The 15,989-nt window shown below is 39.3% G+C and carries 15 protein-coding genes; 3 read left to right on the top strand and 12 right to left on the bottom strand.

What is annotated here, in order from left to right:
- Window positions 1-56: 56 nt before the first annotated feature.
- The 7 genes from ACFSGI_RS03385 to rph all read right to left on the bottom strand — a co-directional run bounded on the left by ACFSGI_RS03385 (window position 57) and on the right by rph (window position 6,994).
- A complete protein-coding gene (locus ACFSGI_RS03385) occupies window positions 57-941 on the bottom strand; it encodes an STM4011 family radical SAM protein (RefSeq protein WP_204826876.1) in 885 nt (294 codons plus the stop codon).
- 2 nt (window positions 942-943) lie between these two features.
- Complete coding sequence (locus ACFSGI_RS03390) at window positions 944-2,254, bottom strand: STM4012 family radical SAM protein (protein WP_379282517.1); 1,311 nt, start codon at window positions 2,252-2,254, stop codon at window positions 944-946.
- 197 nt (window positions 2,255-2,451) lie between these two features.
- Window positions 2,452-3,240 carry an STM4013/SEN3800 family hydrolase gene (locus tag ACFSGI_RS03395; protein ID WP_204826718.1) on the bottom strand — a complete coding sequence of 263 codons (789 nt, stop codon included), beginning with the start codon at window positions 3,238-3,240 and terminating at the stop codon, window positions 2,452-2,454.
- 13 nt (window positions 3,241-3,253) lie between these two features.
- The gene (locus tag ACFSGI_RS03400) at window positions 3,254-4,618 is read right to left on the bottom strand and encodes an STM4014 family protein (RefSeq protein ID WP_204826719.1); all 1,365 of its coding nucleotides are present in this window, start codon (window positions 4,616-4,618) and stop codon (window positions 3,254-3,256) included.
- A 10-nt stretch (window positions 4,619-4,628) separates the two neighbouring features.
- On the bottom strand, window positions 4,629-5,480 hold the full coding sequence (locus ACFSGI_RS03405) for an STM4015 family protein (RefSeq protein ID WP_204826720.1): 852 nt from the start codon (window positions 5,478-5,480) through the stop codon (window positions 4,629-4,631).
- A gap of 126 nt (window positions 5,481-5,606) precedes the next feature.
- On the bottom strand, window positions 5,607-6,230 hold the full coding sequence (locus ACFSGI_RS03410) for an XTP/dITP diphosphatase (protein WP_379282519.1): 624 nt from the start codon (window positions 6,228-6,230) through the stop codon (window positions 5,607-5,609).
- A 5-nt stretch (window positions 6,231-6,235) separates the two neighbouring features.
- The gene (gene rph / locus ACFSGI_RS03415; protein WP_204826722.1) at window positions 6,236-6,994 is read right to left on the bottom strand and encodes a ribonuclease PH; all 759 of its coding nucleotides are present in this window, start codon (window positions 6,992-6,994) and stop codon (window positions 6,236-6,238) included.
- A 165-nt stretch (window positions 6,995-7,159) separates the two neighbouring features.
- Between rph and ACFSGI_RS03420 the strand changes: the two genes are divergently transcribed.
- Complete coding sequence (locus tag ACFSGI_RS03420) at window positions 7,160-7,744, top strand: phosphatidylglycerophosphatase A family protein (RefSeq protein ID WP_204826723.1); 585 nt, start codon at window positions 7,160-7,162, stop codon at window positions 7,742-7,744.
- A gap of 128 nt (window positions 7,745-7,872) precedes the next feature.
- Here ACFSGI_RS03420 and ACFSGI_RS03425 read toward each other — a convergent pair whose 3' ends face one another.
- Window positions 7,873-8,535, bottom strand: coding sequence for a hypothetical protein (locus tag ACFSGI_RS03425; protein ID WP_204826724.1), 663 nt, complete (start codon window positions 8,533-8,535; stop codon window positions 7,873-7,875).
- A 128-nt stretch (window positions 8,536-8,663) separates the two neighbouring features.
- On the opposite strand from ACFSGI_RS03425, the gene ACFSGI_RS03430 reads away from it, so the two are divergent.
- Entirely contained in the window at window positions 8,664-9,092 is a 429-nt protein-coding gene (locus ACFSGI_RS03430) for a hypothetical protein (protein WP_204826725.1), read from the top strand.
- Window positions 9,093-9,212: 120 nt separating this feature from the next.
- On the opposite strand, the gene ACFSGI_RS03435 is transcribed toward ACFSGI_RS03430, so the two are convergent.
- From ACFSGI_RS03435 to ACFSGI_RS03445, 3 genes are all read right to left on the bottom strand, one after another.
- Window positions 9,213-10,190: an MBL fold metallo-hydrolase gene (locus tag ACFSGI_RS03435; protein WP_204826726.1), complete on the bottom strand. Its 978-nt coding sequence runs from the start codon at window positions 10,188-10,190 to the stop codon at window positions 9,213-9,215.
- A gap of 131 nt (window positions 10,191-10,321) precedes the next feature.
- Window positions 10,322-10,753, bottom strand: coding sequence for a hypothetical protein (locus ACFSGI_RS03440; RefSeq protein ID WP_204826727.1), 432 nt, complete (start codon window positions 10,751-10,753; stop codon window positions 10,322-10,324).
- A 646-nt stretch (window positions 10,754-11,399) separates the two neighbouring features.
- Complete coding sequence (locus ACFSGI_RS03445; protein WP_204826728.1) at window positions 11,400-12,767, bottom strand: Nramp family divalent metal transporter; 1,368 nt, start codon at window positions 12,765-12,767, stop codon at window positions 11,400-11,402.
- 409 nt (window positions 12,768-13,176) lie between these two features.
- Between ACFSGI_RS03445 and ACFSGI_RS03450 the strand changes: the two genes are divergently transcribed.
- Entirely contained in the window at window positions 13,177-14,532 is a 1,356-nt protein-coding gene (locus ACFSGI_RS03450; RefSeq protein WP_204826729.1) for a dipeptidase, read from the top strand.
- Between the two features lie 182 nt (window positions 14,533-14,714).
- On the opposite strand, the gene ACFSGI_RS03455 is transcribed toward ACFSGI_RS03450, so the two are convergent.
- Complete coding sequence (locus ACFSGI_RS03455) at window positions 14,715-15,929, bottom strand: MalY/PatB family protein (protein ID WP_204826730.1); 1,215 nt, start codon at window positions 15,927-15,929, stop codon at window positions 14,715-14,717.
- Between the last annotated feature and the right edge of the window lie 60 nt (window positions 15,930-15,989).

A 15,989-nucleotide genomic window follows, 5' to 3' on the forward strand; every position in this document is an offset into this window, starting at 1 on the left:
TATACAATCGTTAAAAAACAAAAACCGGTTATGGAGATATTCCATTCCGGTTTTTGTTATAGAGGTATAGGTGTAGACAGCTTACGGTACGCTTCAGGAACACGCTCTAATACTCCCGCTCCATAAATAGAATTGAATGGTTGCTCTTTCATATGAATATATCCGATATAACAACCACACGTTTTCATCTGACATGGACGATCTTTCGACAACTGTTCTAAAGAATGACGATAGAGGTGTCCAATCACTCGCTTATCTTGATAACAACGCTTCACTATACCTGAACCTTGCACATAAAAAACATGTTCCCCTGCCTGACAGGCTTGTCCGAGACTATCATAATCTTGCAGATTGTATCTGAAATACGGATCAATTCCGCTTAATTCTTCCACTTCTGCTTCGCTATAATAATGCGGGCGATCTTTGAAAGCATTGACCCAGACATATACATCTTCAGGCAATCGAGCACGCAAACGATGAATCGCTGGAAAAGCTTCCCGTAACCCCACTGTACCTGCACTAAATACAATTCCTTGTTCATACAAAGTCATCGCTTGTGCAACAAATCGATCTTCACGTACTTGTTCGGGATGATACGTTGCCCAAAACGATACTTTATTGGTATTCAATTGAGATGTCCAATCTAGCTTCACCGACAGATTGGTCTGTACAGCTACTTTGTTCACATGAGACATATGGGACAATTCTATCATCGCTTCCCGGTACCATGAATGTACAAGCGCTTCCCCATAAGGATTGAAAAAGATAGAAAGCTGATGATTATACTTCTGTTGTTCACGTACCCACTCTATAAAACGTGTTAATTGTTCCCGATCTTGCATCAGCGTTTCTTTGCTATCGACTGTTTTGCTAAACGGACAATAGGGACAACTATAATTGCACGAAGATAATTTGCCCCGATAATAGATAGTTGCCTGCATACTCATGAGCCTACATATCCTTCCATCAATGCATAGACATCATCTGAAATAAACCAATCGCCGATTCCATCTGAATACGCTAACCCTTCGGTGGTGAGTTGTAGCACTTGAGATTGTTGTTCATTTTCTACAAGCTCTGCCATCCCTGTCCAGATCAAATTCTGTAATTCTGGAAAATGAGTAAGCGGTGACTGACCAAAACGTTCTTCATAATCAGCTATCGTCAATCCTTCGCGATGTAAAATCGCTTTGAGAATAAAGCGTCGCTGACGTTCTTCTTGATTTAGCACAAATCCATAATTCGCCTGATCATGACGTTCTGCGGCTACATAATCTTCAATAATGCTACGTGTTGCTGCTGCGCTTACTCCATAGTGAGAAGCATAATGTACCTCTCTGGTATAAGAACGCGCTCCACATCCAAGTCCAGCCATCCCTTCTTCCTGACAGCTATACGGCAACAGTTGCTTGGATGAAGACAATGGCTTGGCAAAACGACGCATCGAGTATTGCGTATATCCAGCAGCTTCTAGACGATTACGAGCAGCATGATAAAGCTCCAAGCGGATATCTTTCTCTAACCCCGTATGCCCCGGCTTCAAAATGGTATTTTCTCGAATATATAATGGATAAATAAAAATTTCTCCTGGATGATAAGATAATGCTTTTTCTACCGAATATAACCATGTCTCTACAGTTTGTTCAGGTAATCCATAGATCAGATCAACATTCAGTAAAGGAAAGTCATAATCCACTAACATCCGCAAAGCTTCACGTACCAATTCCGGTTTTTGCGGGCGATAGATCGCTTTACTTTCCGATTCGACAAAGCTTTGAATCCCCATACTGACTCGATCTGTTCCGCGACGTTTCAAAATATCCAAACGTTCAGGAGTTACAGTATCCGGCGATGTTTCTACAGAAATTGAAGCATGTGTAGGATCAAGCCCCATAACATTTTCAGCGATATCAAATAAGCGATTCAATTGATCCGGTTGTAACAAAGTGGGCGTCCCTCCACCAATCGCAAATCGTGAGAAAGGTCGTCTTGCTACAAGTGGTGCCCACTGCTTGGCCTGGCGTTCCAGAGCATCTACATATTGCTCGTGTACATCAACCCGCTTATCCGGCAACGTAAATAAATTGCAAAACCCGCAACGTGCTCCGCAAAATGGAATATGCATATAAAGAAAATAACTTTCCAGTTGCTCTTGCTCCCATAATTGTTGCAACGAATACGGTGGATTGAGTTCACGATACGCTGTTTTATGTGGATAAGAATAAAGATATGAACGATAAGGAGCACTCTTCATCTGTTGTTCCCATTCCTGCAACGCTGGTGTCCATTCTGATAGTGGGATCGCATGGAGCGGTAACTGCAATGATTCCGAATTCATACTACAACACTCCTTTTTTATCAATAACCGCTTCACTTAAACAGATTCATGTTTTGCTTTATCTACATGATTTTATACTTTTTATACAGTGGAAAGTTTATATAATATATTTTCTATAATATAAATTCGCGATAAGGCACATTCCAGACGACTTCATGTGCTAATCGATGACCTTCGTATCCATCTTCACCATACGCAGTTCCATGATCGGAAAATACCAGACATAATGTTGGTCGCTTCCGCTTGCGAAAAGCATCAAATAATCGTCCTACTTCTCCATCGACATAACGCAAAGCCGCTCGCTGTGTATCAATCGAGTCTTTGCGAATATGATTAGGAATAAAATAATGATTCGGCCCATGAATAGCAGATACATTAAGAAATAAAAATAAACGTTGCTCTGGATCAGCTCTGTCTAACAATTGTAACGCATGGTTTACTTGATGTTCGGTAGATCGTGGATTAGTCACGCCAAATGTCATGCGCCAATAACTCTCCTGAAAATAAGCAGGTAATACTTTTGCCAATTGATTCTTTTTCGTAAAAAAGATCACACCGCCGATACAGATCGTACGATATCCTTCTTGCGCTAATCCAGATACAATATCAGGCGCATCGAATAGCCATGTATACGGATGAGTGCGAAATCCGCTGTGCTTCCCATGAAATAATCGAATATGTGAAGCTTTATCTGTAGTAGCAGGAGTCGGTAGAAATCCACCAAAAAAAGCATGGTGTGCTGCATACGTAAAACTGCCCGGACTATGGCGCTTCTCCCATCCTCCGGTTGCACACAAATGAGGACAATTTTCTTCTTCCAACTTGGCTACATCGTATCGCAATGTATCCAGTGTAATCATCAAAATATCATGTGTACCCACAATTTCATTCATATTAAGCATAACGATAATCCTTTCATTCGCCCTCATGCTCTAACCATTGTTGTAATTCCCATGCATAAGTGCCTAAGCCGCGATGCTCTACATGATATAGCAAATCACCAAACGGGTTCATATCTATAATATAAGGTTGTCCACCACCACTAGGAACAAGTACATCAATCCCTGCACAAAATGAATAAGGAAATGTCTGTAGCCCGGCTCTAGCTGTCTGTTCGATCGCACTTATCTGATCTGCTAACAAATGAGATTGTTCTACTAACAATCGCTCATTGCGTAAATGTAGATTTGTAATCGGAGTATGACTTAATCGCATCACTGCATGTCCTGCTTCATATCGACATACTAATTGCCTTACATCGTACGCTTTATTTTGCCAGCTATCTTTACTGATCCACCGTTCGGCATGCATTCCTTCTTGCCCTACCCAATCGATAATCTGTGCAATCGTAGCCGATTCGGTATAACGACGTAATTTGCCAGAATTATAATAATAAGATTCGCTACCACTGTTATCGATTCCGATCGTAGTGGTCGCAATCTCTGCACCTGTACGGGGATTGTATTGATAAGCAATAACACCGGAAGCCGCAGATCCACAAAATAATTTGATAAACACGCGATGAATTCGGTGGTGCTGCATACGTTGTCTAAGTTGTTCATAGCTAGTATGCTTTCCTAGCAGATCAGGTACAAGTGGAGGCACAGCTACACCTGCTGTATGTAACCACTGATGACAACGCCTTTTGTCGAACATAATAGCAATCTCAGCCGGATCATTCATCCACTTTGCTTGCGGTAATAGCAATGATACTTCACGCTGAAGCCAGGATAACAGCCGGCAATACCCTCGAAACCATTGAGCAGGATACCAGATACGTCCATGCTGAGGTTGCAATCGGCGGGCTGCTGTTGCGGAGATCGAAGCCCCTACAGTGTAAGCATCTAATGGTACAAATACATCATCAATATCCCCTTCTGCATCCACTGCACCTAGTGCAATCAATTCACGTTCGACCGCAAAATGATCGCCAGGTGCATCCAGACGCAATAATAATGAAGGTTGATGGGACAAAGAAGATTCTACCTGAGATGATACTAAGCAGATATCGATACCTGTGTTTGATTCTTTACCATCAATAGGATCACGCTGATGAGTCTGTCTTTGAAATACGGCTTGTAACAGATCATCCAGCGATTCTCCTGCACGAATACTATGCAATATGCGAATATAAGGAACAACCAGAGCAGAAGATAAATGATGGTGCTCTCTTGCTTGTTGCCAGCCTGCTGTCCGCTTGTTATTAGGATTGCCAAATAAAATACAAGCCGATGATGAAGCTAGCCATTGTTTATAGTGAGATGATGCAGACTTATTCATGACCAATCAGTTACTCGGTGATTGCAGGATAACGCCATTCGTACTCATCGTCAGCATCTGCTTCTTGTTGATCTTCTACATCTACAGATAGTCCTGTCGCCCGCCAGCGCGCAGTCATTTCATCCGACATATAATGATAATTTAAATTTAGATGTTTCAGCTTTTTCACAGCATCACTATGGATCAGTACTTCTGCACCTTTATCTGATAGTGTTCCATTAGACAAGTCCAGAACATCCAATTGCTCTAGTACAGGAGCATCAGCGGCTGCGATAGCGATCTCATCTTGGATTTCACTATTCGTCAGACCTAAATATGTTAATTTAGGAAAAGGATTCTGATTCAAAAATGGCAAAATATCTTCTATAGAACCATCAAATCCATAATCTTCAACACCTAGATACAATACTAATTTGGTTAACTCAGGCAAATGCCCATTGTAGACGTTCTGCAAAACAGATTTGGGTAGTCCGCCACAAATAATCTCTAATGTATGTAATTTCTCATGATGAAGCGGTTCTAAAGATAGTTCTGTACTGCCTTGAATCGTAAATGATTCAATCTGTGGATAAGCTGATAATAAAGGACCCAGATTCGTCTGATTGATCCATGAGATTTCACATTCCTCAGACGACATATCGCCAATAAATAAACTTTTTACATTCGGCAATAAAGGGCTTGCTGCAATCAGAGCAGGAATCGCATCATCCATCGTATCTTCATAAGCCGCACCCCAATCACCAATAATCAAACTGGTAATCGCTTTACATGCCTCTGGATCACTAACCAGTTCTGTGATCAAATCTTTTAACTTTACCCCATTTTCATTCTGATCATAATCTACCGATAATTTCACTTCCATTATTAAAACCTCCTTCAGTTTTATTTCTTATATTTTACAATAGACCTCTCTCTATAATCAAAAAAAGAATATCGATAGATATCAAAACAGCTTAACCCCGATACTAAAGGTTAAGCTGTTCTGATATTAAGAATTTAGATTCAATTGATCGACTAATTTGCGCAAAGCTTCTCCGCGATGACTAATCGCTTGCTTTTCTTCAATCGTAATATCTGCCATCGTTTTATCATGAGTCGGCAAATAAAATAATGGATCATAACCAAAACCAGCGTTGCCAGAAGGTTGAGAAGTAATCCAACCATCGACCGAGCCTTCTGTCGTTAATGCTAAACCTGTAGCTGGATCATACAATACCAGACAACATACAAATCGTGCTGTACTCAGTAAAGTCTGGTCGGTATCTTCACCCATTTGTAAACGTTCAAGTGCATCTAGCAATTTGGCATTGTTATCTGCATCGGTAGCCGATTCGCCTGCATATCTTGCTGAATACACTCCTGGTTCTCCATCTAAGCGATCGACACATAGACCTGAATCATCAGCAAGTACAGGAATACCGAGAGCATCGCCGACCGTTTTGGCTTTTTTGAGTGCATTTTCAGCAAATGTTGCTCCGTCTTCTACCACGTCAGGCAGATCAGGATAATCAAACATGCTACGCACTTCTTTACCGAAAGGAGCTAGAGCATGAGCAAACTCTCTAACTTTCCCTTTATTCTGAGTAGCAACAACGACAATAGAGCTACTCATCAGATTCATACTTGTGTACCTGCTTGACCGGAAGTGATTTTCAAAGCGATCGGCCCAAGAATTTCTTTTTGCATCGCAATCATTTTCTCAATACCTTCACTGCCTAATACTAACAATTGATCTAACTCTTCACGAGAAAAAGGACGTTCTTCGCCTGTGCCTTGAAGTTCTACAAATTGTCCTCCGCCTGTCATCACAACGTTCATATCGACTTTGGCTTTGGAATCTTCTTCATAGTTCAGATCAAGTAAAGCACGATCTCCTACAACACCTACACTTACAGAAGCTAAATAATCGGTAATTGGGAATTTAGTAAATTTATTTTGAGTTGATAATTTGTTCATTGCAATAGCTAAAGCAACAAAAGAACCTGTGATTGAAGTCGTACGTGTACCTCCATCAGCTTGAATCACATCACAATCGACTGTGATTGTACGTTCTCCCAGAGCTTGTAGATCAATAACAGAACGAAGAGCACGTCCAATTAGACGTTGAATCTCCATGGTGCGTCCACCTAATTTACCTTTGGCTGCTTCACGTTGGTTACGGGTATGCGTAGCGCGAGGAAGCATCGAATACTCTGCTGTTACCCAGCCCTTACCCTGACCTTTCATAAAGTGAGGGACACGTTCTTCTACAGAAGCAGTACATAATACTTTGGTATCGCCTACTTCGATATATACAGAACCTTCTGCATATTTGTTCACGTTCGGTGTTATTGTTAACGGGCGTAATTCATTCGGTTGTCGTCCGTCTGTTCTCATAAATGGTTGCCTCCTGCGTCATATTCACCTTCTTATTCTAACAAACCTAACTTGTAAAAGCACCCTTATCTGATGATTGATTATCCTTCTATAACTGATATGTGAGTTTTTCATCCAAAATCGGTTAATACTGTATAACGTTATCTAAGAAAGAGGTGGCTATGTATGGAATCCAAACCAAGCAAAGTTCCTTACAATTTAAGCAGTCTAAATGTAGAACAAGCGACAAGAGAATGGTTGCTCAAACGCGGTGTCACAATTTTAGAAATAGCAGATATCGTCATGTTTCTTCAAAAAAGTTATTATCCTTCCCTTACGATAGAAGAGTGTGTAGAAAGTGTCGAAAAAGTACTATTAAAACGTGAAGTGCAAAATGCTGTTCTGACCGGTATTCAATTAGATATTTTGGCAGAAGAAGGTAAATTGATTTCTCCGTTACAGGAAATGATTGAAAACGATGAAGGGCTATATGGTGTCGATGAGATTTTGGCATTTGCGATTGTGAATGTATATGGAAGTATCGGCTTTACCAATTATGGTTATGTCGATAAATTAAAACCAGGTGTACTTGGTCGCTTAAATGATAAAAGTATCGGGCCGATTCATACGTTTTTTGACGATATTGTAGGTGCAATTGCAGCCGCAGCAAGTAGCCGTATTGCTCATGGCAAATATAAAGAGCAAGACCCTACCTCAGATACAAGTACGACTATATTGCCTGAAGACGATGAAAGCGAACCATCTATCTAATCTCATCAAAATCATTTCATCAAAAAAAACTCTGATTCTGTATAGATACTTTATACAGAGATCAGAGTTTTTGATTTGGACATAAGCATATATGATTGCAATGTAAGAAGTAGTAGTTGTAGATTCTTTTAGAATCCTTTGGAATGAAATAAAGAAGATGATTCTTCTTTGGATTCAGATGGAGTGCTGGAAGACGATTGGTGACCTACTTTGATATCAGGGCTTACCCACCAGTGCTTGCGTTCGCGCCGTCTTCTACTTTCGCCAGACATAAATTGTAGTACAAATAACCAGATCAAGCACAATCCTGTAAATACATAAAATAAATGAATCGATAAAATGCCAGAATCATTACGTGTCAATAATCCAGATAGCAATAATAACTCTAATACAGGGTACAACAGAACAGAAATAAAACGTGGTGACGGTTGATGATGTCTTTTCCATACCCAGATAGCAGGAATAACATAAGCCAGTGTGATATAGAAAGCAATTAAAGCACATCCATTAGCCAGACGTCCTGAAGCTGTCGTAAATGGAATAATAGCAGCAGACCATCCTTGATGGATAATAATATTAATCATACTGGTGATCCCTTGAACGATCCCAACGCTTAGTCCCATAAAGACCAGTATATTACGGCAACGATACCAGACAGAACGGTACTTTTCTTGTATCATAGACATATTACTAAATATTCCGATAACTGCACCAATCAGCAATAATAAATAAGCAAGAAATCGCAATCCTTCGACTGCGATATCCATTAAAGTTCCATTCGTGCTAAACATAATAGAAGCCCCTTTCGTATTTCGGGGTGTTGATTATTATGTATTGTAAAAGAATTAGCTTAATATTGGATGAAAATGGACTTAAACAGAGTTAAAACTAATACTGCTAGGTTGCGGAGGTTGATAGGATGTCACAAGAAGTCAGTCGAGTACACAAAATTCCTTTTCGTAAAATATGTGGATTATTGCATATTAGACAAAAAATTGTGAATGTTTATCCTGATTATGCGAATAAAATGGTGGTTGTCGAAACAGAGCGCAATGCTCGTAATACCGAAACTGTTATCGAATACAAAAATAGCTATCTTGATATTCGTAAAATGTCAGCTTCCGAATATAACCAGATGCCTTATGAGCCTAATGTAACCGATAAGCTCAAAGCGCTATTGGATGAGAATGAACGTGATATACTGCTGCGCAGTCTTCAACATACGATTCATCAAGCAGAACGACAATTGGAACAAGTACAATCTGCTAAAAATAAAGCCGCTACAGAAGACACCTTACAGATTGCGCGCCGGGCGATTGCCAAATTAACCGGTGATCTGAATGAATAATCGCATTTTAAATGATAATAAAAAAGAAGCAGAATATAGACGTAGTAACTACTATCTATATTCTGCTTCTTTTTTTGTGTTTTTTATCATATCGCTATGATGGTGAGTTATCCATATCGGTTAGACTGCATAAATCCAAATACCATCTTGTTGATATTTATGTGCAATTCCGCGTCGAATAAGTTCTTCAAGATGTGCCAACGTCTCTGACATTGCAAATCTCAATTGATGAAGCGTCAGCTTGCTATTGAATATAGACATACATACATCGTATCCATGAGAAGGTTGGGTACGGATTCGTTCTGTCATCGCATCTAGCCGTTGTTCATGATGATCTAATAATTTGACTGTTCGCTCTCTAAAACCATTAAAAGGACGACGATGACCTGGATATGCCCACTCTACCTCATATTGTCCAAGCACACGTAATCCTTCTAAATAAGATTTTAGTGGCTCAGGATCACTGTTCGGAATCAGACTAATATTAGGCGATATCTGAGGTAAAACCGCATCTCCACAGATCATTGTTTTCCAATCGGCTTGATAAAAAGAAATATGCCCTGCTGCATGACCGGATGTCTGGATCGGTAACCATACATGTCCAGCAATCAGAAACGGTTCCCCTGGAGTAATAATAGAGACTTCCGGTTGTGGTAATACCTGCGTAACAAAGCTTTGTAGATGTTCAGGAAGTTCATTTGTAATCTCTGAAGGCATACCATGAATCGTATAAAAAGTAATCAAATCTTGAGCGGCTGTATTGCCTGCGCCCCATGCTAATCTAGCTTCAGTCAGTGATCGTGCTGACATATATACAGGTGCATGACTTTGTGCTTGTAACCAACCGGCTAACCCGTAATGATCAGGATGATGATGCGTCAAAATAATCGATTCCAATTGATCTACAGATAATTCCAACGTCTCCATGACTGTTTGCCAGGCTGCTTCATTTTCTGTACTACGAGGTCCTGGGTCTATCACACTCCATGTATGATCGCCAACAATAATATAACTGTTTACCCAGCGTAGTGGATAAGACATCGCTATTTTCACTTGAATTATACCGTGCTCAAAATGAGTGATTTCTGGTAATTCCATAATATATGTATCCTCCGTCAGTCTGTCTATATGTATATTATAAACGATCTAAACACAAAAAACTCTCCTGATTGCACCTCTATAGCATAAGGTGTTCAGAAGAGCTTGTGTTTGATTCGGTCAGTCATTGCTCAATAACTTTCTTCCCACGGGTTGAACATTTCGTGTTTGAAGTATGTGCTGTCTGCTGCTTTTTCGTTCCAATCCCACAATTTTTGGCTTGCTTTTTCAATCTCATCATTTTTGATTTGACGAATTTCATCTAGAATAGTGAACGATTTACCTGCTTCTTTTTGGTGTTCCCAGATCACGAACATGATGCTATCTAAATTGTCGCCATAACCGACTACGTTAACTTGGTTAGCATGGTCATTCAAGCCTACATTTAGAAAATCGTTAGTTACGATATATTTATCATTAGCAACGTGGTAAATAGCTGCCCATTGTTCCATTTCATTTGCATTGTTTTTAATTTCGCTACTTTCTACAAATCGGAACCATCCACCAGAAGTTGCTTTTGCTTTTTCCATAATTTTCACGTTAGATAATTTAGTATAATTCATAGGTTGAATCCCCCTTAGATTTTAGGTAATGTTGAAGTCTTTGATGCGACTTTGTGCCTGTTATATAGTTTATCGGTAAATTTTGCATAATATTTATAGCACTTTCCTCTCATTCGTTCTTTTTCGACATTTTTATATTCCTATACATAGGTATGAGAGTAGGAATAGTATGCCTATAGAACCATAAATCAATAGGAAGAAGTAGTTCTTATTACTCAATAGTAACTTTTATAAAAGGAGTGAATTCAGATAGTAGGAGTAGATTGTGAAGTATGAGAGATAGATGTGTAGACATGTATTATACATTTAATTGATCATGCTTGAGTAATATTAAGTACTGCGGTATACATATTTTAACCACAGCTTGTCAAACAAATCGTAAAAGTAGTATTTATTTATCTATTTTTACAAAAAGTATGACAAAAGATATTGAAATTTGTTCTACTTATATATACGTACAAACTACCAAAAACGATTAGTATTTTATAAAAAAATATTCAATTTTTCCCACTTTTCAGTCTATTATTTGAACAAAATATGACAAAAAAGCTTTTACCCTATCAAGTGGATAAAAGCTTTTTTGGATATACGTATTAGCATCAATCAGATAGACCCATTCGTATTATTTACAGCTATAGATTGGATATTAAAATCCACCGCCGGTTGCAAAAATATAAATAATTAAAAATATATTTAATGCTACAATCACCACAGTAGCGATCCATGCTAAAATTTTGACCCATGCTGGATTGACAAATGAGCCCATTTTGGCACGATCACTTGTAAACCGAACAAGTGGGATAATCGCAAATGGTAATTGTAGACTAAGTACCACCTGACTCCATAATAATAATTCCCCTGTTCCTTTTGCCCCTGCGATCCATGTCACGATAAAAGCAGGAATAACTGCTAATAAACGAGTAATAATACGGCGCAACACAGGAGAAATACGTAAATTAATAAATCCTTCCATGACAATCTGTCCTGCCAGTGTACCTGTGATTGTCGAATTCTGCCCTGAAGCTAGCAGTGCAACAGCAAATAATGTACTAGCAATACCTACACCTAACGTCGGACTCAACAGAGCATAAGCATCTTCAATCCCGCTAACATTCAATCCTGTACCAAAAAAAGCAGAAGCTCCTAAGATCAGAATTGCCGAGTTAATCAGAAAAGCGACAGATAAAGAAAGAATCGAATCAATATTCGCAAATTTTACTGCTTCTTTGCGCCCTTCTTCTGTGCGCTTGTATTGACGTGTCTGTACGATCGATGAATGTAGATACAGATTATGCGGCATAACTGTCGCTCCCAAAATCCCTAATGCTACAAATAACATTGCTGGATTGGTCACAATCTCGAACTTCGGTACATATCCGCCTAACAATGCAGATACTTCTGGTTTGGAGATAATCACTTCAAACACAAAGATACAAAAAATCGTCGCCATCAAAACGATAATAATCGATTCAATAATCCGAAATCCTTTTTTCTGTAATAATAATAGAAGCAATACATCAAAAGTAGTAATCAAAATACCCCATAATAACGGAATCCCGAATAACAAATTCAGTGCGATTGCTGATCCGATAACTTCTGCCAGATCAGTAGCAATAATAGCAAGTTCTGTTAGAATCCAGAGAAAAACGGCTGTTCTTTTATTTGTAGTATCACGAGTAGCCTGTGCCAAATCTCGCCCTGTAACAATCCCTAATTTGGCAGACAGACTTTGCAATAACATAGCGATCAGATTAGAAATCAGTACAACCGATAACAGTGTGTATCCGAAGCGTGCTCCCCCTGCTATCGAAGTTGCCCAGTTTCCTGGGTCCATATATCCAACAGCAACCAATGCTCCCGGGCCGGAAAAAGCGAAGAATTTGCGCCAGAATCCAGCATTTTCAGGAATCTTCACTGTATTGTTTACTTCTTCCATACTGATACTCGAACTGGAGTGTAACCAGTTTGATTTTTTTGCATCTATATTCGTATTTAATTCTGTGTTGGAATCCATTCTCCATCTTTCTCCTTTCTCTCTCTAAGCTTATCTATACCAATAACAACATAATACATTGACCATATTTTGCACTAGGGAAACATATTTGTCAACAGCTAATTTTTATGGCTCATGACAATATAAAAGGCATAGTTACACCAATCTAATATTATAAAATATGTATATGATCTATTACACATTACCCATTAATCGAACTGTTCAGGTATTTCTACAGAAATTATTTTAAAATCTAGATAGATATGAAGAATAGTATCCAAAATAGTAGAGCCTATTTATAGATGATCTGATGAAAATTTTCGCAATTGGAGCAAAACGTAGTAAAATAGAAACATACGCTTTTTGATGACAGGATTGATCCTATCGGATTCAAGCAATGATCTCTATTTCTCAAGGAGGATATACAATTATGAGTTATGCTACATATTTTCAAGAAAATCGTGAACACCATTTGAATGAGTTAAAAGAATGGTTATCTATTCCGAGTATTTCGGCGATCTCAGAGCACAAGCCTGATATGCAACGTGCGGCTGAATGGTTAGCAGAAACGTTGAAAAAAGCGGGTCTAGAACATGTCGAGATTCATCCAACTGCCGGTCATCCGATCGTTACAGCGGACTATTTGCATGCACCAGGTAAGCCAACGGTATTGGTCTACGGACATTATGATGTGCAACCGGTCGATCCTTTACATTTATGGGAGACGCCTCCGTTTGAACCTACGATTCGTGGTGACAAATTGTTTGCTCGTGGTGCTACGGATGATAAAGGTCAAATCTTTTTGCATATCAAAGCAGTAGAAGCGATTCTGAAACAAGAAGGTACACTTCCGGTTAACGTGAAGTTCTGTATTGAAGGCGAAGAAGAAATTTCGAGTGCGAATCTGCCTGACTTTTTGCAAACCAATAAAGACATGCTATCTGCGGATGCTGTATTGATCTCGGATACGTCTTTGATCGAAAAAGGCAAACCAGCTATCTGCACCGGATTACGCGGATTGTGCTCACTTGAATTTACAATTCATACAGCGAATACCGATCTACACTCCGGTAGCTTCGGTGGCGGTGTTCCGAATGCTCTTCATTCGATTGTAGAACTGTTGAACTCTTTGCATGATAAACAAGGTCGTGTACTGGTTGATGGATTCTATGAAGGTGTATTGCCACTATCTGATGACATGCGCAATGAATTTGTTAAACAAGCTTTCGATGAAAAGAAATTGCAACAATCGTTGGCTCTAGAATCTCTTCATGGTGAAGAAGGTTATTCATTTGTAGAACGTGTTGGTGCTCGTCCAACGCTTGAAATCAATGGATTGTATGGTGGTTTCCAGGGCGAAGGAAGCAAAACAGTTATTCCTAAAGAAGCCAGTGCCAAAATCACTTGTCGTCTAGTGGCTAATCAAGATCCTGCTTATGTATTGGATCAAATTATTAAGCATTTAGAAGCAAATGTACCAACAGGCGCAACAATTGATATTAAGCCTGGTGAAAAAGCGCGTGCGTTCAATATCGATCCTTCTGGCGAATTGTTGCAAAAAGCGGCAGACGCTTTCCAAACTGTCTACGGTACACGTGCACTATTTACCAAAGATGGTGGTTCGATTCCGATCGTTGAAGCATTTTCTCGTCTGATTGCTCCTACTGTTGTATTGATGGGCTTCGGGCTACCTGATGAAAATCTTCATGCTCCGAATGAACATTTCAACTTGGAGAATTTCGATAAAGGCTTGCTTACGATTGTAGAATATCTGAACCAAATCTAAGATTGTCAGTACAGCAGTTGTGTACTGAATCATCTTTGTAACTATAACCAGATTACTAGGTTTAAAATAAAACAGACTGCTTTTTACATACCTGTATATCGGTATAGTAGAAAGCAGTCTGTTTTTGATAATGTGAGCGTACTAATATCAATTCAAGCTGATAATTGCTTAGTATTCACAGTCTATTCCAAAGTAGCTGTTACTACTTGCGTCGTTCTCCATGTCTTGATAGCATTGTGCAATCGTTCCATAGATTCTTCTAACAATCCACGTGAACAGGCTATATTCATACGCATATATCCTTGACCTTTGTTGCCAAACGCATTGCCATCATTCAGGGCAATCTTAGCTTGATCCAGTAAAAAAGAAACCAAATCCAATTGTTCCATATGAAGTTTGCTAAAATCGATCCATAGCAGATAGGTGGCTTCTGGAAGTCGCACCGATAATTCTGGCAAATGTGCTTCTATATATTGTTGTACATACTCCATATTGCGATACATATACACTTTGCACTGTTCTAACCACTCTTCGCAATACGTGTAAGCGGCTTGCGTAGCTACAGCGCCAAATGTATTAATTTGTCCGACACCGAACTGATTGATTTTTAATGCAAAAGCATTCCGTAGTTGTTCATTCGGGATAATAATATTAGACGTATTCATGCCTGCAATATTAAATGTTTTGCTTGGTGCTGTACAAATAACACTTCGATTCATTGCCGATTCCGATAGACTGGCATATGGAATATGAGCATGAGGTTTATACACAAGATCACCATGAATTTCATCAGACACAACAATAATATTCCATTTTGCACATAGAGATTCTAATTGTTCTAACTCTATACGTGTCCATACACGTCCTAAAGGATTATGTGGATTACACAAAATCAACATTTTCACCTGTTCGTCCAGCACCGTCTCCAAGTGTTCCAGATCCATGCGATAATCTCCATACTGATCTTGTACTAGCGGATTTTCGACTAATTCTCGCCCATGCCCTTTGACGACATTATAAAAAGGAGGATACACCGGGGTCTGAATAATCACTTTATCTCCAGGTTCTGTATAGGTCTGAACCGCAAAGTTCAACGCAGATACAACACCCGGTGTGAACACAATCCAGTCCTTTTCTATCTTCCATTGATGCTTACGCTCCATCCAATTTACAATAGATTGATGATAGTCATCAGTGCGAAATGTGTATCCAAGTACTCCATGTTCGATCCGCTGACGTATTGCATCCTGTACAGGCAAAGGTGCAGCAAAATCCATATCCGCGATCCACAAAGGAATAATATCTTCTGTGCCAAAATGCTTATGCAGTGCATCCCACTTCTCTGAACCTGTCCCTATGCGCTCAGGTGTACAATCAAATGTTGAAGTATAATCCATAAGAGTCCCCCCATATCCATCTATCCAAATATTCTATCTATTCATTATCTTTATCCCAGA

This window comes from Paenibacillus nicotianae (assembly GCF_042681745.1).
GTDB lineage: Bacteria > Bacillota > Bacilli > Paenibacillales > Paenibacillaceae > Saccharibacillus > Saccharibacillus nicotianae.